This window comes from Brevibacillus sp. FSL K6-0770 (assembly GCF_038000275.1).
GTDB classification, from domain to species: Bacteria; Bacillota; Bacilli; order Brevibacillales; family Brevibacillaceae; genus Brevibacillus; species Brevibacillus parabrevis.
Window position 1 is genome coordinate 4,111,089 of record NZ_JBBOBQ010000001.1, and the last position, 17,527, is coordinate 4,128,615.

Consider the following 17,527-nt stretch of genomic DNA (forward strand, 5'->3'; position numbering starts at 1 on the left):
ACAGTGCAGTGCCAGCACCTGAAAAAATCACGCGCCCCTGGCAAGCAACTTCCATGCTTGTCAAGGACGCGTGTTTGGTCTTTACACGGTCTGCTCTTTTCCTACCGACACTTTGGGCAACTGCCGGAAGCCGAAGCCCATCCGGCTGATCTCGCCCGCTTCATCCCGGAAAAACCGGATGTACGAATCTGTCTCGCCCCGTTTGAACACGAAGCCGTCCTCTCCTACCGCCCGCAGCGGAAGCTTGCCCCCCATCGCTTTGAGCACCAAACCGTTTTCTTCGATCTCGACGGTTACGTTGGCCCCTTCCGAGGAACGATACTCCCCGACATACGTAGCCAGTCGCTCGACAGGCAGTTCGTAGTCTGCGTAAGGGAACGGAGGAGTTGCAGCAGGTTGGCCGCGATACTCGTTCAACAAGCCATGCATCAGGTCAGTGGCAGGCCCGCCGTCCACGTTCATGAGAATCGCCCCTGTCGTGTCGCTTTCCGGAATCGTAAAAATTTGCGCGCTGACCCCTTTGATCGCCCCGCCATGCTCGATGAGTGTACCGCCGTGGCCATCTTTGCCGATCATCAGCCCGTACCCGTAGCCTTGAAAAGGAGTGAGCGGAGCGTAAGGAGTTGTCATGTCCTTGACACTGTCCGCCGAAAGCAACCGCTTGTCGCCTACCAGACCACCCGTGCGGAACAACTCCGTGTAGCGCAACAAATCGCGAATGGTCGATTTCAAAAAGCCTCCCGAACGCATGGCCGGAGCGTCCCACCAAGCTGGCGAGCGAAACACCGCCCCGCCTTCCTCAGGACTTTTGCGGGTGAAAAGAGTTGCCACCTGCGCATCTGCTGGCAGCTCCTCGATGAGAAAAGCGCTGTTCGTCATGCCGGCAGGCTCCAGAATATGCTCGCGGACAAATTGTTCGTACGCGATTCCGCTCACCCGCCCGACAATAATTCCGAGCAAGGCGTAGCTGTCGTTGGAGTAGCTGAAATGTTCGCCAGGAGCGCCGAGCAGCTCATATTCGAGCTTTGCCATGTAGGCAAGCAACTCGTCGTAAGTCTCGATCGCTTCCGCTTTGTCCAGGTCCCATTGCAACCCGGAGCTGAACGTGCGGTTGGCCGTATCTTCGAGCATGCTGTTTTTCATCGCTCCGACGAGTGAATCCAACGGAGGGAAGCCTGCGGTGTGGGTCATCAGATGATGAATCGTCATCGCGCGAGTATAGTCTTCGTTTGGTGTGGACAGCTCAGGGATGTATTTGCGAACCGGATCGTGGACATGCAGCTTGCCTTGCTCCTGAAGCTGCATGATGGCAACGCAAGTAAATGATTTCGTGACAGAGCCGATGCCAAATACCGTGTCCGGCGTCAACTCCAGCGCGTCTTCTGTATCGTCCGCAAGCCCGAAGCCGCGGAAGTAGTCCATCTGTCCTTGCTTGGCCAAACCAACTGCCGCACCTGTAATTTTTGCCTGGGAAAGCAACTTTTGCGCATACTCCTCAAACGATTCCACCCACACCGCCATCTTTACTTCTCCCCTTTTTTCCCTTTATTTAGAAAAATCGTGAAGCAAGCCTAGCTACGGCCGGAAATTTTGCGAACGCAGGACGTAGTTCCCGACCGCTCGCTTGTTCAGTGCATAGCCGATGCCAGGTCCTTCCGGTACCGCCAATTGCCCTGGAGCAATCAGTTCTACCCCGTTCTCCACGATGTCTTCTTCCCAGTAACGGCTCGATGCCGCTGTATCGCCCGGAATTGTGAAGTTCGGCAGAGTCGTAATGGCGATATTGTGAGCGCGGCCCACTCCGGACTCGATCATTCCCCCGCACCAGACCGGAATGCCGTGTACCTGGCACAAATCGTGAATCCGCTTCGACTCGGTCAAACCGCCCACGCGACCGACTTTAATATTGATAATGCCGCAGCTGCCCAACTCGATTGCTTTTCGCGCATCTTCCACACTATGAATGCTCTCGTCCAGACAAATCGGCGTGGACAGCTCCCGCTGCAGCTTGGCATGGTCGATGATGTCATCGTGAGCCAACGGCTGTTCAATCATCATCAATCCGTAGTGATCCAGCTCTTTCATGATATCGACGTGCTCCATCGTGTAAGCGGAATTGGCGTCGGCCATCAGCGGCACATCGTCACCGAACTGCTTGCGGATCGCGCGAATCAGCTCCACATCGAAACCCGGCTTGATCTTTACCTTGATTTTTTTGTAGCCTTCCGCCAAGTGCCGTTCCACTTTCGCCAACACTTGATCGACCGTCGGCTCAATTCCGATGCTGATGCCGACGTCGATCACCGCTTTGTCGCCGCCGAGCGCCCTGGCCAAAGAAATTCCTTTTTGCTTGCTGTACAAATCCCAAATCGCGCCTTCCAACGCTGATTTAGCCATGTAGTTGCGGCGAACGGGGGCAAACAGCCGATCTACGTCTTCCGGCGTCTCGATCGGGTTGGCAAACAGCTTGGGGATGAGAAAACGCTCCATCATGTGCCAAGCAGTCTCGGTCGTTTCTTCATTATAGTAAGGATCAGGCATCGCCACGCTTTCCGCGTAGCCAACCTCGCCCTCACCGTAGACGCTGACCAGAATCAACTCTTTGACAAGCGTATAGCCAAAGCTCGTTTCAAAACGGAAGCGAAGTGGAATATGGAGTTGCTGCAACTCAATGCGCTCGATTTTCAATGATCTTCATCCCTTCTGTTTCATATAGGTGGCATGCGACAAAATGACGGGGCTGTACCTGGCTGGGAACGGGACGAATCGTACGGCAAACTTCCGTGCTGTGCGGACAGCGGGTGTGAAAAGAGCATCCTGCCGGAACCCGCGAAGGACTGGGCACATCGCCCGTCAGTACAATCCTTTCTTTGCGGCGAAACGGATTGGCTTTCGGCACAGCCGACATCAATGCCTGTGTATACGGATGAAGCGGGCCCGCAAACAAATCTTTCTTGTCGGCGATCTCCACAATTCGCCCGAGATACATGACGGCGATTCTGTCACTGATATGCCGAACGACTCCCAGGTCGTGGGAAATAAACAAGTAGCCAAGTCCAAGCCGTTCCTGCAAATCTTGCAGCAGATTGACAATTTGCGCCTGAATGGAGACATCCAAGGCCGACACAGGCTCATCGGCAACGACCAGCGAAGGCTGCACCGCCAAAGCCCGGGCAATGCCGATCCGTTGCCGTTGCCCGCCGCTGAACTCGTGCGGATAACGGGCAGCGAACTGCGGATTCAGCCCGACCAGTTGCAGCAGTTCCTTCACCTGCTCCCTGCGCTCGGCAGACGACATTTTCGGCTCCTTTACCCCCAGCGCTTCCTCCAAAGCCCCCTGCACGGTCATGCGCGGATTCAAGGAAGCGTACGGGTCCTGAAACACGATTTGCATTTTTTTGCGAAACGCGCGAAACCGACTCTCTGGCATGGCGGTTATTTCTTGATCCTCAAAATGAATCGTCCCGCCTGTCGGCTCAATCAAGCGCATGATGCTTCTGCCTGTCGTCGATTTGCCGCAGCCGCTTTCCCCGACCAGCCCCAGCGTCTCCCCTTTTTTCAACTGGAAGGAAACTCCATCGACTGCCTTGACCACTTCGCCGCTCTGACCGAACAGTCCTTTCTTGATCGGAAAATACGTCTTCAAATCGTTTACGGACAACAAAACTTCGCTCATACCGCCATCTCCTCTTTCGCGTACAGCCAGCAGCGGACGGCTTGCGTTCCTTTGCCTGACAGCGGCGGTTTTTCCAGATGACAGCGTTCTTCTGCCAAAGGACAGCGAAAGCGGAACGCACACCCTTGCGTCACTTCTCCGAGCAAAGGGACGCTGCCTTCGATCGGGTCGAGGCGTCTTTTCTCTGCTTCATCCAAGTCCGGGATACAGCGCAAAAGTCCGGCGGTATACGGATGAAGCGGCTGCGAGAACAGGCTGGCGACATCTGCTTCCTCCACAATCTCTCCGTAGTACATGACCAGGACGCGGTTCGCCATCTCCGCGACGACGCCGAGATCGTGTGTAATCAGGAGCAGTGACGTGTCGGCCTTTTCCTTCAAGTCGTTCATCAGCTCCAAAATTTGCGCCTGGATCGTCACGTCCAGCGCTGTCGTCGGTTCATCCGCGATCAGCAAATGCGGGTTGCAGGCCATCGCCATGGCAATCATCACCCGCTGCTTCATGCCCCCCGACAACTGGTGCGGATATTCCCGCATAATTTCCTCGGCACGCGGAACTCCGACCTTTTTCAGCATCTCGATTGCCTTGTTCTGCCGCTCTTTTTTCGGCAAATCGGTGTGCAACCGATACACTTCCTCCAATTGCCTGCCGATCGTGTGCACCGGATTGAGGGAAGTCATCGGCTCCTGAAAAATCATGGCGATCTCTTTGCCCCTGATCTCTCGCATCTCCTTTGGCCCAAGCTGGCCAAGCTCCTTGTTCCGAAAGCGGATGTTCCCTTTCATTTGCGCAGACGAGCTGGCCAACAGCCCCATGATCGCAAGCGAGGTGACGCTTTTTCCGCAGCCGGATTCTCCTACCAAGGCTACTGTCTCGCCTTTTTTGATCTGAAAAGAAATGCCTTGCAAGGCGGGCAGCACACCGTTTTCCGTGCGAAACTGCACCCGCAAGTCATCGACTTCCAAGAGAGAGTCTTTCATCTGTCCATCCTCCCTTACCTCGTTTTCGGGTCCAGGGCGTCGCGCAATCCATCCCCAAGCAGATTGAAGCCCAGAACCACCAGCATGATCGCCATTCCAGGGAAAATCGACATCCACCAAGCCTGACTCAAAAACGACTTGCCGACAAAAACCATCGCCCCCCATTCAGGCATCGGCGGCTGTGCGCCCAAACCGAGAAAGCTCAAAGCCGCAGCAGCCAAAATACTGACGCCAAACTGGATCGTCGACAACACGATGATCGGCGACATGATGTTCGGCAAAATGTGCTTCAAAAGAATTTGCCAATCCCGGATGCCCAAAGCGCGGACGGCTTCGATGTACTCTTTTTCCCGAATGGACAACACCGCGGAACGCACGACCCGCACGTAGGACGGGATGACCGCGATCACGACGGCAATCATCGCATTGGCCAATCCTGGCCCGAGCACGGCAATGACTGCGATCGCCAAAAGCAAGGCGGGCAGCGACATGAGAATATCCATCCCCTGCATGATAAACAAATCAAGACGCCTGTAATATCCGGCAATAATTCCGAGCGTGACCCCAATCGTGGTCGACAACACTACCGTTATCAACCCCATCAAAAGCGAGATGCGACCGCCATGCAACAAGCGGGAAAAAATGTCCCGGCCAAAATCGTCCGTTCCCAAGAGATGGGTAGAACTGGGAGCAGCCAGACGTTGATCAAAGTTCATCTGTTCGACGGGATGCGGGGCGATCACGGGAGCGAGCAGCGAGCCGAGTGTAAAAACAAGCAGGATGATCGCTCCGGCCATAGCTGTTTTATTGCGCTGCAATCGCTTTCTGATCCCTGACCAGTAAGACATGTGACGACTGTTATTCACGATAATCCTGCTCCTCCCCTAATCGAAGTGGATGCGCGGATCAATCCGGCTGTAAATCAGATCCACGATCAAGTTGGTCAGTGCAAAAATCAGCGCCATGAAAAATACCATCCCTTGCACTGTCGGCATGTCTCGCTTGCTGATCGCTTCAATCGCCAGACTGCCGATGCCTTGCAAGGAAAATACCGTCTCCACGACTACAGCGCCTGCCATCAGCGAGCCAAATTGCAAGCCGATCATCGTCACGACCGGGATAATTGCATTGGGCAAGCCGTGGCTGAAAATGAGTGAAACGAGCGAAGCCCCTTTTGCTTCGGCTGTCCGCATGTAGTCCTGTTTGATCACTTCCAGCATGCTTGCCCGGGTCATTCGGGCGATCATCCCCGCTTCCGCCATGCCCAAAGTGATGGCTGGCAGCAGCAAGGAATGAACGCCCTCATAGCCGGAAATCGGAAACAGCGCGAGCTTGTAAGCAAAAATCCAGATCAGGAACAGGGCGATCCAGAAGCCTGGCGCGGAAATCCCGACCAGCGAGAGCAGGACGACGAATCTGTCCACCAGCGTATTTTGTTTCACAGCGGCAATCGTCCCGAGTAAAATACCGAATATTGCGGCAATCAAAACACTGAAAATAGCAAGCTGCAACGTGATCGGGAAGCGCGTGACAATCTGCTCCCACACACTCTCTCCCGTAAAGAGAGACGTACCCAGATCCCCCGTCAAAAGTCTGCCCAGAAAGCCGACATACTGCTGCCATAGCGGCTGATCCAGTCCGAGCGCCGTGCGCATCTGGCTGATGGCTTCCGGCGTGGCAAACTGTCCCAATATTTGCGTCGCAGGATCGCCGGGAATCAGGTGCACCATGAGAAATATCAGGACAGATACGCCCAGGAGCGTGCCCAATAGAGAAATCAGCCTTTTCACCACATAGCGGCGCATACCATCACCCCTGTTTCTCTATTTATCGAGAGTGACATCATTCAAAATGAAGTATTGCGTGTAGGAATTGAGCCCAAAGCCTTTGATGCCTCTCGTTGCCGTCACGACTTCGTTCACCCAGAGCGGCACCCATGGCGAATCGTTCAGCAAAATTTCCTGTGCCTGTTCGTAAATGCGAATGCGTTCCTCTTCGCTGGAAGCTTCCCGCCCTTTGTTCAGCAGATCGTCCAGCTCGGGCCGCGTATAGTGCATGCGGCTTTCGGCGTTGCTCTTTTCAAAAATGAGAAACAGAATGTCGGCATCGTACCAGCCGTAGTACATCAGTGCCATGTCGTACGACTTTTTGCTGATCCGGTCTTTGATTGTCGTCATTTCCTGAACGGTAATTTTGAGATCGATTCCCGCTTCTCTCAGCTGGCTTTGGAGAATTTGCGCGGCTCTGGTAAACGCTGGCTGCTGTGACACCAAAATCTCCACCGACAACGGTTTGCCGTCCTTGTCCACGATGCCGTCGTTGTTGGTGTCCGTCCATCCGGCATCTGCCAGCAACTGCTTGGACTCCGCTACATTGCGGGTGTACATTTGCTTCGCCTTGTTCTCGATCGCCTCGCTGTAGCCGAAAATCGTCGGTGCCAACGGTCCGTATATCGGTTTGCCGAAACCGTTCAACGCTACTTGTACCAGCGGATCGCGGTCGACGGAGAGAGCTACCGCCTTGCGCAGGCGAACGTCACTGAACAGTGGATGCTTGTTGTTAAAAGCGATGTACTTGATGCCGATGTCCATCGTTTTCTGAATGTCGACGCCAGGCAATGACTGCAATTCAGCGACAGAGTTTGCCGGAACATCGTGCAGCACGTGAATCGTCCCTTTTTTGAACTCCATCATGCGCGTATCGTCGTCTTTCAAAAAGCGGAACAAAACGTTGTCGATATGAAGCGGGCCTTTGTTTGCGACGTACTCCGGCCCCCAGTTGTACTCGGGATTTTTCTTGAACAGAAGCGATGCGCCCCGCTCCCGCTTCTCAAACTGGATCGGCCCCGTTCCCGATGGCTTGTCGCCAAAACCGTCGCCCAGCTCTTTTGCCGCCTTCGTGTCTACAGGAGAAACCATTCCGCTAATGACGACGTTGATAAAAGGAGAAAATGGCTTGCTGAAATGAACTTTCAGCGTCTGCTCGTCTGTTGCCTCCACTTTTTCGATCGGCCCGACGATCCCTTTGACAGGGGAGATTTCCAGCATCCGGTCAAACGACTCCTTCACAGCGGCTGCCGTCACAGGATTGCCGGTGTGGAAGCGGATATTTTTGCGTATGGTGAACGTCCACGTTTTGCCGTCCGGCGAAATCTCGTATTTTTCCGCAAGGCCGGGGATGATTTTTCCCGAAGTGTCCCGGCTCAGCAGCGGTTCGTACAAAAGGCCGTTCTCGTTGCCGAGCCAGGTTGTTTTGTGCAGATCGAGCGTGTCCGGGTCAATCAGCGATGAGACAACGAGCGTGTTGCTCGTCTTGCCCGCCTCATCGGTTTTCGGCTGCGTCGTCTGGTTGGCTGTCTGCGATGAACAGCCTGCGATGACTGCCGTTGCCAGCAGTACGCTTAGTGGCCCTGTTTTCCACCAGCTTTTTTTCATACCCTCATCCCCTTTTTTCTCTCAGCGTCACATGTCGGTTTCCCCCACGAAGGGATAGATTTGGCGACTCGTGTTTTCGTAGTTTAGCAGCCGTTCCTTCACCTGCTCGCCATCGGCCTGTACCACACCGCTGACCAGTACGCTCAGCATGGAAAAGATCGCGGTCATTCCTTTCAGCGCGGTAGGAGCAGGTGCATGAACTTTCAAGACTTGATCGGCAATCGGCCCGACCGGAGAAAGCTCGTCGTCGGTAATCCCCAAAACGACAGCCCCTCTCTCCTTTGCCGCCTTGGTGAACAAAATCGTTTCACTGACATAGCGGGGAAAGGACAAGGTAATGACCAACCAGTCCGAATTGATCTGGGTCAGCAAATAGTTCGCATCGTCGACAGGTCCTCTGTACAGGTGCGCATTTCCTTTTACGACATTCAGTGAAAAAGCGAGCCAATTGGCAGGGGCATACGAGCTGCGGAAGCCGACGACGAGAATGTGCTTGGCGGCCATGATGCTTGCTACCGCCTGCTCCAGTTGTTCCTTTTTCAGTCCGCCGAGCGTTTGCCGAATGTAGGCGACGTCCTGCTCCATGTTGAAGGAGATCAGATCGTCCTGATCGCGCAAATCTTCCGCTGCTGCCCGCAGGCTGTCAATGGCATTTTCTTTTTGCACTTTATCCAGCAAGGAGCTGCGAATTTCTTGCTGCAACTCGCTATACCCGGAGTAACCGAGCGCGTAGGAGAGGCGAATGACTGTCGTTTCACTCGTGCCGCTCAGCGCCCCGACCACCTTTGCTGGTTTTTGGGCTACGACTTTTGTTTCGGCGAGAATGTATTTGGCGGCCAACTTTTGCTGGTTTGTCAATTCCGGATAATGTTTGCGAATGCGCTCCTGTACGTTTTCCATCTTCTTCTACTTCCTTGTCAGTTGTGGTAGGGTCGGATCTGTGATCGGGTCTAGCGGATAAAGTGGGCGATTTGCCCGTTTGTATTGGAAAAACCGGAAGTTCAGCGTCGTCAGGCCGGGTGAATCAACGGTGATGACTTTGGCGCTGATCGGTTCAAAGGCGGCCCGGAAGTGCGTACTCGACTTGAGGGCAACGATCTTGTAGCGCGTGACATCAATGCCGTGCAGCTGAAAAATTTGTTCATCGAGCACCTGCGATTTGACCGAGCAGACGAGCACATCGACACCGCCGATTTGCAAGCGGACAGATTTGCCGTAGTCGATACGCGCTCCTTGGCCCATCGGCGTCGTGGCGACAAACTTGCCATCGGTCAACGCTTTCACATACGCGGTTACTTCAAGCGGCTCGCCGTGCAGATGATCGGTTTTCCCGCCCAGGCTAATCTCCAGCGTGGCCCCGACTCCCGCTGCAAATGCTTGTTGCACCACTTCTGGATCGTACATGTAGCCGAAGCAGGCGTTGGTCAACTGCGCGTCGAGCATGGCCCGCAACAGATGCGTCCCGTCGCCGGGAGTTCCTCCGCCCGGGTTGTCCGATGTCTCGTTGATGACAATCGGCATTCCTTCTGTAGCGAGTGCTTGCGCGATTCCTTCCGCAGGAGTCGGCATGATCAGCTCGAAGTCATCCCTGTGTTGCCAAACGAGCTTCGCTACATCCTCGCTCACTTTGCGGGCAAGCTCGCTGTCGTTGTTCGTGACCGTCAAAACCGCCACTCCCAGCTCCGGAATGTCCGTGTACGGGAAACCGTGAAAAAAGGCGCAGTCGATCACGTTCTCTTCCTTTTCCCAAGCCCAGCATGCCTCGTTGATTTCGTTCGCCGGAAAATGGTGGGTAGCAGAGGTAGGGATCAAAAGCGGCAATCGGGTGAGATGCATCGTCGGCTTCCACTCGCCTGCGACCATTTTGCTGGCGACGTCAATCGCCTCCAGGCCGCGCTCATAGCAGTCAACGTGCGGATACAGGTGAACGCCGAGCAGCGCGTCCGCCTCCTCAACCATCTTCGGAGTCATGTTGGCATGCAAGTCGAGCGTCACGACCAGCGGAATGTCGTAGCCGACCACGCCGCGAACGGCCGCGAGCAGATCGCCTTCCAGATCGTCGACGCCTTCTGCAACGCCCGCTCCGTGAAGCGCGAGACAGATCGCATCCGCATCCTTCGCCAGCCGCAGCCCTTCCAGCAGCTCGTTTTTCATCCGCTCGTACGTCTCATGCGTGATCGTGCCAGCCGGGTAGGCGAACGTGGAGAAAGTCGGCAAAAGTTCAATCCCCAGCTCCTCCGCCCGGTCGACCATTCCGCCGAGGAAGTTTCGGACTTTGCGGTTGCGTGAAAGGATGACCTCTCCGTGATCCCACTCCCAGCTTTGAAACAGGTCTAGCGTAGAAGGAACGTTGGAAAATGTGTTCGTTTCGTGCACGACGCCACCAATTGCCACTTTCAATCCGATCTCCTCCTCAGTCATTTTCCATTTTGAAGTTTAAACTTTAAATTTAGAATTTTTTGAAGTTATTCCTTTTCGCAAATTATATCGGCAAAAAAATCACGAATCAATGATTAATTCATGAAATTTTGTCAAGCTGGATTGTACTCGTTGAACTGCAAAACAAACGCCAAAAGACCCTCCTGCAAAAAGGAGAGCCTTTTGTCTGCACCGATTGAATTACGATGTTTTCCACTTGGCCAATTCAGACGGGAACTTGTCATTCAGCACTTTGATGTATGTCCCTTTCATGCCGAGCGAGCGGGATTCGAGCACGCCAGCGCTGGCCAGCTTGCGCAGCGCGTTGACGATGACAGAGCGCGTAAGCCCCGCCTGATCCGCCAGCTGGCTTGCTACGAGCAAGCCTTCGCGCGCGTCGAGCTGCTCCATGATTTTCTCGATGGCAATCTGTTCACTGTAGGAAAGGGAGGACAATGCAATTTTGGCAAACGTTTTGTCCCGCACTTCATTTTCAATCTGCTCCGTGCGCTGACGGACAATTTTCATCCCGATAACCGTGGCGCCGATCTCGCCCAAAATCAAATCTTCTGTCTCGAACTCGCCGTAAGCGCGGAGCAACACGAGTGTGCCCAGTCGGCTTCCGCCCGCGTTAATCGGGACGATCGTCGTCATCATTTGCGGGAACAAGCTGCCCAGCTCTTTTGGCACAAAGCTGTACGGGCTTTGAATCGACTCGTTCGCCAACGTTTGCGTCACTTCCAGCAGCTTCTGGTGTACTCCGCTTTGCAGGTGGGTCTGCCCTTCTTCATTCAGGGAAATTTCCTGATTCATTCCGCTGCCGAGAATCGAGCCGTCAGCCGTAATGATGTACACATTGGCCGAGATGACTTCGGACAAAAGCTTGGCGAGGTCTTGAAAGCCGACACCGCTGCCTCCCATTGTTTTTTGCAGCATGACATTGATTTTTCTCGTTTTTTCCAACAAATTCATAATAATATCCTCCTTGGATTTCTTCATGCTCACAGTATTGTCAGAAAAATCCAGCCCCATACATGCAAATCAAAAAATTAGAAAGACACCTCATGCAATCGGTTTTTCGCCCGAAAAATGGGTGTTTGCCTGAACACGTTTGCCCCTGTCGGCGACTATTCTATATAGGGAACAAACATCACGTCACGGATTACGGGAGGATTTCAAATGGGGCTGTTTAACGGAGGCTTTAACGGGTTGTCTTTGATTCTTGTGTTGTTCGTCCTGTTGACGATCGTCGGCGCAGACGACTAATTTGCTCGCTTTTTCGCCCATACAAAAAGGCTGCCTGGTTTTCTCCCAGACAGCCTTCTTTTCTTTTTCGCACTCGCTTGGCTCTTAACTCTTAGCGCAGCTGTTTTTTGATCAGTTGCTCGATCGCATCCGCAATCACGTGTGTCGGTCTGTTCAAATCTTCGTCATGCAGTCGGAAGCGCACGTAGCGCTCGTCGAGGTTAAACGCTTCTTCAAAAGCGCCCAGGAAACCGCGCGCACGCTTGTCTAGCTCCAGCAACACTTCCAGCTCTCCCTCGCGCAAGTAGAAGATTGCCTCCAACTCTTCCAGACGGCTGCGGTACGGCCCGGTCGGACGAAACTCGAACTCTTGCACAAACGGATACGATTTGCCCAGATGGCGATTGTACTCGCAATCTACTTTGTACAGTTGGAAGCCAAGGGAAGAAACAGCATCCAGCACTTTTGTCATCAACGGATGCGGACGCACTTCGATGAAATCGGAATCGCCAGGATCAATCGCATTTTTGATATCCAGTCCGGTTCGCAAATAAACAGGCTGGCGCCCCATTGTCAGCGGGGTTTCATAAGGAAGCGGGAAAGCAAAAGGAAGGACTTTGCTCTCTTTTGGCTGCAGGTACACGCGCTCGGTCAAACGGTATTTGACCAGGGTGCATTCTTCTTTCACCTTGTTGTCGTTCACTTCTCGTTCATAGTGGGTAACAACGTACATGTAGATTTCGTCGATTTCCTGTGCTACATCTCCTCCTGTAAGATGCACCTCGCCTTTTACGAGATCCCCGGGAACGAGCGACTCCTCCTCCAAACGGGTATCTACTTTCGCAGCTCCAATTCCAACACTCGCCAGCAACTTCTTGAACATGGACATGTACTCGCCTCTCCTTTGCGTTGACCCCAGACCTTGATCGATCTGCCTTCAGGTATCTATGTAGAAATATACGAGGGAAGAAAAAGAAAGTTTCGCGCAACCTTTTGCCAAACATCATCCGATATGACCTCTGCCGTGACGAAGACTTGCAGCGTCCGCGCGATGAAGACCGTCTTGATTCGCACTTCGACCATCGTGCGATCCGACAGGACGTACTCCCTGCGGCGCAGCATCTCATGCAGAACCTGGTGAACTTCTGCGACCTGCTCCGCTTTTTTGCCTTTGAGCGAAGCGAAGTCTTTTTCCACCATATCGACGACTTGTACAACAATCGTGGCATGCAAAGGCTGCTTCTGATCAGCCGTCAGCACAAAAGCGCGAACCTCCTCGATCACCTGATCCTGGTTTTTGCGGTAGACGCGCTGGTTTTGCTTCAGCTCCTGGTTTTCTTCGTACAGCTTTTTGTTTTGCAGCTCCAGGCTTTTGCGCACCAGCATCATTTGTTCCATCTCGCGCCCGTACACGAACAAAATCACGGTGCCGCCCAAAAGACAGCCGATGAGCAGAAGCGCGAGGTAGCGTTTCCAGAAGATGACCATCATGAGCGCACCTGCACGAGCCAGTGCACGCAAATCGTTCCGATATGAGCGCCCAAAAAAGCCACGACGATCATGACAAGCTGCTTGAATACGGGCGAGAAGTTGCCCATCAATATTTTTTCAATTTGCAAAAAGGAGTCGAAGGTGCCGCCCAAAGCGCCGACCAGCCCCCATATTTTCAGTTGGTCTGCCAGTTGTACCATCGAAAACAACGGAGGCTTTTCTGTCAAAAACGCACCCAATCCTCCGCACAAGGCTCCTCCCACGACAATGCCATAGGCTACAAAAAACGTCAAAATGACTTGTGCCATGCTGATCCCCCATCCTCCCGACTGCATGACGTATGCTTATCCCTACGCGGCTTGTCTGGTTTTTATGATCGAAAAGCCTTCCCGCCCCTGTCATCTGTTCTCTTGCCACGGCATGCCCTCTGCCAAACGCCAAAAAAAGAAGGCATGCTTATGTCGGCAGCATGCCACTGGTACTCATGGCTTGTTCCTGCCCCATCTGCGCAGACGTTTTTGGATGCGCGGGGAGTTCATCACCATAAGATCCATGAACAAATTGACCATATTCGGATTGCTTAACACTTGTTTGAACACTTCCGGATTTTCTTTGAACCATTGCTCATTGGCCTTGATCCATGCTTTGAAGCCTTGATTGGAGCGGTAGTGATTGTTCAGGCGGCGAACTGGCCGATATGCGCTCATCTCAATCTATCCCTTCGTCAAAGAATATGGAGAGGAGAAAGATGATCACGATAATCCAGATCACCACTTCAAAGCCATCTTGGTTAAAAAAACCAAAACCTTTCATGCGAGATCCCCCCTTCACACTAGCTCGAACCATTGCACCTGGCATACCGCCCATGGCACCTTTTCTCTATAGGTATATGTATCGGGATGAATGTTGGATTGGACACCCGCCTGCCTCGCGTGCACATTTGTACGCTCGCCCATTTTTGTTGCATAGAGACAAACCTTTTCCACTCATACTAGAAAGGATGTTGAACAACTAGAGGAGGCGATTATGACAGCCTCACAGGGAGCACTCTGGCGCAACAAGCCTTATTTGATCTTGCTGCTGCTCGTTTTTTTCATGCACATGGCTTCGTATTTGGTCATCCCGGTGTTTCCGATTTTTTTGCAAAAGGTGCGGCTCTTACATCTGGCTCAGGTGGGCTTCATTCTCGGGGCAGGCAGCATCGCCTATCAAATCGGCAGCCTGATCGGGGGGCCGATGTCGGATCGGTGGGGGAGACGGGCGATCATCGCGTTGGGAGCCTTGCTTCAGGGCAGTGCCATGCTCGGCTACCATTACAGTGCGAATTACGGGTTTTTCCTGTTGTTTTCGACGGTGAACGGGCTGGGGCTCGGACTGTTGGCCCCCACGATCAAAGCGATGATTGCCGATGAAGTGGCGGAAGCGCAGCGGACGACAGCCTTTTCCTGGCGGGGCATTCTCGCCCACAGCGGGATTATCGTAGCAGGTCTGGTGATTACGTGGATGACGGCGATTCATCAGCAGCCGTTTATCGTCTCCGCCATCGTTTTTGGCCTGCTCGCTGTTTTGACGTTCTTTTCCTTGCCGGATGACCGCTGTGTCGGCCCTGACTGTCGTCGCACGCCGATCTCGGAATATTGGCATATTTTGAAGCACCGCAGCTTCCTGCTGTTCTCGGGAATTACCTTGCTGATGTGGGCGCTGTACGCGCAGTTCACCATGATCCTGCCTTTGCGCGGCGAGCATGTACTGCATTCCGCAACGCTCATCGGCCTTGTCTGGACGATCAACTCGCTCTGTGTCGTTTTGCTGCAAGGCTTTATCTCGCGCTTTATTCTGCAGCGGATCAATCCGTATATCGCACTCGCCATCGGAACGACCTTGCTCGGGGCCGGACTGACCGCGATGGGCTGGGCCAATCACTTTGCCACGCTCAGTGCCGCGGCCGTCCTGTTTATCCTCGGTGAAATGCTGTTCATGCCTGTCCAGGATTCGCTCGTTACCCATTTTGCCAAAGAAGAGTGGCTGGGAGCGTACTTCGGCTTCTCCAACTTTGTCTCCGGAGTGGGAACCGCCATCGGGACAAGCCTTGGCGGCGCCATGGTCGAAAAACTCGGCGGAGTGGCGAGCCGAAGTCCGTGGATAGCTTACGGCATCGTCACCTTGTTTCTGGCGGCACTGCTCGGGTTGTTTGCCGTCTATGCCATCCCGCGCTACAAAAATCCGGCGCAGACCAACGAGTCCAGCACGAAAAGAAAGGAAGGTGCGACGTAAAATGACTCAGTCAAAAAATCAGCAGCAGCAGCAAAACGGGCAAGATGCGGAACGCAACCGTCAGCCCAAATCAGTGCAAAACGATGCCCCTGGCTACGGAGACAAAAAGCTGGAAGGGCCGAATCGCCCTTCTACTTGAGAGCTTCCCGCTTTGTTTCTGCACGAAAAAGCCATTTCCCCGATGCAGAGGAAATGGCTTTTTTCATGAAATCGGATGTAACCGCTTGCGTCAACAAAACAGTCATGACCGTTTTGTTTGGCTCGTCACCGTCTCGTTCAACTGATGGGCACGAGCTTGTATGGCAGAGAGAACTCCGCGAGCTTTTGCAAAAAGCTTTGGCTTGCCTGTTCGTCAGGGGCAATCAGCTGCAAATAGCGTGTGAAGTAAAACACGATTCGGTCTTCGTCGCCTTCCTTCAGGCGGTAATGCGATAGTTGGGCGATGTCTGTCAGTTCGTAAAAATACGCGTAGCGCTCGGGAGTCATCGGCGCTTGAAAAGAACGGCTGACGACGATTCCGTTGCTGAGATGTTCCTTGCTGTTCTCTCTCGTCGCCCCGAGGAAGCGCAAAGTTTCCCCCGCCCGCTTCGCTCCCAGCTTTTCTGCCAGCATGCTGTCGTTGTACTCCACTTCCAAATCGGTCAGTCGGTCGCGGACGGACTCCAGCATGGACATCAGCACTTTGCGGACAGCGAGATTTTCCGTTGCGAACTGGTTGTCAAAAACATTAAATTCGTAAGACGTCGCCTGACCTTGGCGCTTCGTATACAAAATAATTGCGTTCAAAAGCGCCACCTCCCCTCGTTATCTCGGCAAAATCGCTTCAAAGGTCGCCCGATCCAGCTTGCGCACGATCGCGAACAAGAGGCGCTTGGCCGCTTCGTAGTCTTCCCGATCGATGATCGAAGCATGGCTGTGAATGTAGCGGGAAGGGATTCCGATGACGGCGGACGGCACTCCTTTTCCGTGGTGCTGCACGACCCCTGCGTCTGTATAACCTTTGGCAATGTAAATCTGGTACGGGATGTTTTCCTGCTCGCATGTAGAAATCAACAGTTCCCGCAAGCCGAGCGGCATCATGTACATCGGATCGTAAATCCGCATCAGCAAACCGCCGCCCAGTTTTCCGCCTTCGTCTTTCACGCCGGGAATATCGGTCGCCGGGCTGGCATCCAATGCGAGGAACAAATCCGGCTCGATAACGGCTGCTGCGGTTTTCGCTCCGCGCCCGCCAGACAGCTCTTCCTGAACAGTTGCTCCCACATACACCACGTTCGGATGTCCGGGGCGCTCATGCAGTTCTTTTGCCAGCTCAACAGCCAAGCTGCACCCGTAGCGATTGTCCCACGCTTTCGCCATGACGCGGCGCGGGTTGGTCATGACCTGGAGCGGGCAAACCGGAACGATCTGCTGACCCGGACGCACGCCTGCCTGCTCGGCTTCTTCCCGCGTATCGACTCCGATATCGATGTACATATTGCGAATGTCCATCGGGCGATTGCGCTGATCTTCACTGAGCACGTGCGGAGGAATCGAGCTGATTACGCCTTCCACCGCGCCTTTTTCCGTAATAATATGCACGCGCTGGGCGAGCAGGACTTGTCCCCACCAGCCTCCCAACGTCTGAAACGAAATAAAGCCTTTTTCCGAAATGCGCGTCACCATGAACCCTACTTCATCCATATGTCCGGCCACCATGATTTTCGGACCGTTTTCATCCCCGCGCATCACGCCGAGCATACTGCCGAGGTTGTCGTATACGAACTCGTTTGTATATGTACCCAAGTATTCCCGCATGATATCGCGAACCGGACCTTCGAAGCCGGGTGCTCCCGGCGCTTGGGTCAGCCGTTTCCACAGCTCCAGTTGAAAGTCGTTTTCCATTGTGGTCAAGCCTCCTGTCATCCCTTGTCGGATGTTTGTCTATCTCTCCTATTATCCGTGAGGCTGATTTTGGATGCAACCGTTCACAAGCAGGAATGTGCCGCCTTCTGTCCGAATGAAGTAAA

Annotated in this window: 19 protein-coding genes; 3 read left to right on the forward strand and 16 right to left on the reverse strand. The window is 53.7% G+C overall.

Annotated features, from left to right (window positions below; all coding sequences use genetic code 11):
• Positions 1-81: 81 nt before the first annotated feature.
• The 10 genes from NST23_RS19610 to codY all read right to left on the reverse strand — a co-directional run bounded on the left by NST23_RS19610 (position 82) and on the right by codY (position 11,480).
• Complete coding sequence (locus NST23_RS19610) at positions 82-1,521, reverse strand: serine hydrolase (protein ID WP_173598193.1); 1,440 nt, start codon at positions 1,519-1,521, stop codon at positions 82-84.
• A gap of 54 nt (positions 1,522-1,575) precedes the next feature.
• Complete coding sequence (gene menC, locus NST23_RS19615; protein ID WP_122964044.1) at positions 1,576-2,688, reverse strand: o-succinylbenzoate synthase; 1,113 nt, start codon at positions 2,686-2,688, stop codon at positions 1,576-1,578.
• Entirely contained in the window at positions 2,669-3,676 is a 1,008-nt protein-coding gene (locus NST23_RS19620) for an ABC transporter ATP-binding protein (RefSeq protein ID WP_173598195.1), read from the reverse strand. The genes menC and NST23_RS19620 overlap by 20 nt, the downstream gene beginning before the upstream one ends.
• Entirely contained in the window at positions 3,673-4,656 is a 984-nt protein-coding gene (locus NST23_RS19625) for an ABC transporter ATP-binding protein (RefSeq protein ID WP_340964401.1), read from the reverse strand. Before NST23_RS19625 ends, NST23_RS19620 begins: the two co-directional genes overlap by 4 nt.
• Before the next feature lie 14 nt (positions 4,657-4,670).
• A complete protein-coding gene (locus tag NST23_RS19630) occupies positions 4,671-5,525 on the reverse strand; it encodes an ABC transporter permease (protein WP_122964041.1) in 855 nt (284 codons plus the stop codon).
• A gap of 15 nt (positions 5,526-5,540) precedes the next feature.
• Positions 5,541-6,461, reverse strand: coding sequence for an ABC transporter permease (locus NST23_RS19635; protein ID WP_122964040.1), 921 nt, complete (start codon positions 6,459-6,461; stop codon positions 5,541-5,543).
• 18 nt (positions 6,462-6,479) lie between these two features.
• Entirely contained in the window at positions 6,480-8,090 is a 1,611-nt protein-coding gene (locus NST23_RS19640; protein WP_122964039.1) for an ABC transporter substrate-binding protein, read from the reverse strand.
• Positions 8,091-8,117: 27 nt separating this feature from the next.
• Complete coding sequence (locus tag NST23_RS19645; RefSeq protein WP_122964038.1) at positions 8,118-8,990, reverse strand: MurR/RpiR family transcriptional regulator; 873 nt, start codon at positions 8,988-8,990, stop codon at positions 8,118-8,120.
• A gap of 6 nt (positions 8,991-8,996) precedes the next feature.
• Entirely contained in the window at positions 8,997-10,490 is a 1,494-nt protein-coding gene (locus NST23_RS19650; RefSeq protein ID WP_122964037.1) for a M81 family metallopeptidase, read from the reverse strand.
• Between the two features lie 219 nt (positions 10,491-10,709).
• Positions 10,710-11,480, reverse strand: a complete 771-nt coding sequence (gene codY, locus NST23_RS19655; RefSeq protein ID WP_122964036.1) for a GTP-sensing pleiotropic transcriptional regulator CodY — start codon at positions 11,478-11,480, stop codon at positions 10,710-10,712.
• A gap of 207 nt (positions 11,481-11,687) precedes the next feature.
• Here codY and NST23_RS19660 point away from each other — a divergent pair, with 207 nt between their 5' ends.
• A complete protein-coding gene (locus tag NST23_RS19660) occupies positions 11,688-11,774 on the forward strand; it encodes a YjcZ family sporulation protein (protein WP_122964035.1) in 87 nt (28 codons plus the stop codon).
• A 91-nt stretch (positions 11,775-11,865) separates the two neighbouring features.
• On the opposite strand, the gene NST23_RS19665 is transcribed toward NST23_RS19660, so the two are convergent.
• From NST23_RS19665 to NST23_RS19680, 4 genes are all read right to left on the reverse strand, one after another.
• Complete coding sequence (locus NST23_RS19665) at positions 11,866-12,642, reverse strand: sporulation protein (RefSeq protein WP_122964034.1); 777 nt, start codon at positions 12,640-12,642, stop codon at positions 11,866-11,868.
• A gap of 56 nt (positions 12,643-12,698) precedes the next feature.
• Positions 12,699-13,244 (reverse strand): hypothetical protein, encoded by a 546-nt coding sequence (locus tag NST23_RS19670; RefSeq protein WP_280648761.1) that lies wholly within the window; start codon positions 13,242-13,244, stop codon positions 12,699-12,701.
• Positions 13,241-13,552 (reverse strand): YtrH family sporulation protein, encoded by a 312-nt coding sequence (locus NST23_RS19675; RefSeq protein WP_063228142.1) that lies wholly within the window; start codon positions 13,550-13,552, stop codon positions 13,241-13,243. Before NST23_RS19675 ends, NST23_RS19670 begins: the two co-directional genes overlap by 4 nt.
• A gap of 174 nt (positions 13,553-13,726) precedes the next feature.
• Positions 13,727-13,951 (reverse strand): hypothetical protein, encoded by a 225-nt coding sequence (locus tag NST23_RS19680; RefSeq protein ID WP_063228141.1) that lies wholly within the window; start codon positions 13,949-13,951, stop codon positions 13,727-13,729.
• 319 nt (positions 13,952-14,270) lie between these two features.
• Here NST23_RS19680 and NST23_RS19685 point away from each other — a divergent pair, with 319 nt between their 5' ends.
• The gene (locus NST23_RS19685) at positions 14,271-15,518 is read left to right on the forward strand and encodes an MFS transporter (RefSeq protein ID WP_340964404.1); all 1,248 of its coding nucleotides are present in this window, start codon (positions 14,271-14,273) and stop codon (positions 15,516-15,518) included.
• A gap of 1 nt (position 15,519) precedes the next feature.
• Entirely contained in the window at positions 15,520-15,657 is a 138-nt protein-coding gene (locus NST23_RS19690; RefSeq protein WP_167470277.1) for a hypothetical protein, read from the forward strand.
• A 137-nt stretch (positions 15,658-15,794) separates the two neighbouring features.
• Here NST23_RS19690 and NST23_RS19695 read toward each other — a convergent pair whose 3' ends face one another.
• Positions 15,795-16,304, reverse strand: coding sequence for a hypothetical protein (locus NST23_RS19695; protein WP_122964031.1), 510 nt, complete (start codon positions 16,302-16,304; stop codon positions 15,795-15,797).
• A gap of 18 nt (positions 16,305-16,322) precedes the next feature.
• On the reverse strand, positions 16,323-17,402 hold the full coding sequence (locus NST23_RS19700; protein WP_173598199.1) for a M42 family metallopeptidase: 1,080 nt from the start codon (positions 17,400-17,402) through the stop codon (positions 16,323-16,325).
• Positions 17,403-17,527: the final 125 nt, after the last annotated feature.

What these genes read in the sequence shown, in the direction of transcription:
- NST23_RS19610 (WP_173598193.1), bottom strand. Translation starts at nt 1,521, where the DNA reads ATGGCGGTGTGGGTGGAATCGTTTGAGGAGTATGCGCAAAAGTTGCTT.
- NST23_RS19620 (WP_173598195.1), bottom strand. Translation starts at nt 3,676, where the DNA reads ATGAGCGAAGTTTTGTTGTCCGTAAACGATTTGAAGACGTATTTTCCG.
- NST23_RS19625 (WP_340964401.1), bottom strand. Translation starts at nt 4,656, where the DNA reads ATGAAAGACTCTCTCTTGGAAGTCGATGACTTGCGGGTGCAGTTTCGC.
- NST23_RS19635 (WP_122964040.1), bottom strand. Translation starts at nt 6,461, where the DNA reads ATGCGCCGCTATGTGGTGAAAAGGCTGATTTCTCTATTGGGCACGCTC.
- NST23_RS19640 (WP_122964039.1), bottom strand. Translation starts at nt 8,090, where the DNA reads ATGAAAAAAAGCTGGTGGAAAACAGGGCCACTAAGCGTACTGCTGGCA.
- NST23_RS19645 (WP_122964038.1), bottom strand. Translation starts at nt 8,990, where the DNA reads ATGGAAAACGTACAGGAGCGCATTCGCAAACATTATCCGGAATTGACA.
- codY (WP_122964036.1), bottom strand. Translation starts at nt 11,480, where the DNA reads ATGAATTTGTTGGAAAAAACGAGAAAAATCAATGTCATGCTGCAAAAA.
- NST23_RS19660 (WP_122964035.1), top strand. Translation starts at nt 11,688, where the DNA reads ATGGGGCTGTTTAACGGAGGCTTTAACGGGTTGTCTTTGATTCTTGTG.
- NST23_RS19665 (WP_122964034.1), bottom strand. Translation starts at nt 12,642, where the DNA reads ATGTCCATGTTCAAGAAGTTGCTGGCGAGTGTTGGAATTGGAGCTGCG.
- NST23_RS19670 (WP_280648761.1), bottom strand. Translation starts at nt 13,244, where the DNA reads ATGATGGTCATCTTCTGGAAACGCTACCTCGCGCTTCTGCTCATCGGC.
- NST23_RS19675 (WP_063228142.1), bottom strand. Translation starts at nt 13,552, where the DNA reads ATGGCACAAGTCATTTTGACGTTTTTTGTAGCCTATGGCATTGTCGTG.
- NST23_RS19680 (WP_063228141.1), bottom strand. Translation starts at nt 13,951, where the DNA reads ATGAGCGCATATCGGCCAGTTCGCCGCCTGAACAATCACTACCGCTCC.
- NST23_RS19685 (WP_340964404.1), top strand. Translation starts at nt 14,271, where the DNA reads ATGACAGCCTCACAGGGAGCACTCTGGCGCAACAAGCCTTATTTGATC.
- NST23_RS19690 (WP_167470277.1), top strand. Translation starts at nt 15,520, where the DNA reads ATGACTCAGTCAAAAAATCAGCAGCAGCAGCAAAACGGGCAAGATGCG.
- NST23_RS19700 (WP_173598199.1), bottom strand. Translation starts at nt 17,402, where the DNA reads ATGGAAAACGACTTTCAACTGGAGCTGTGGAAACGGCTGACCCAAGCG.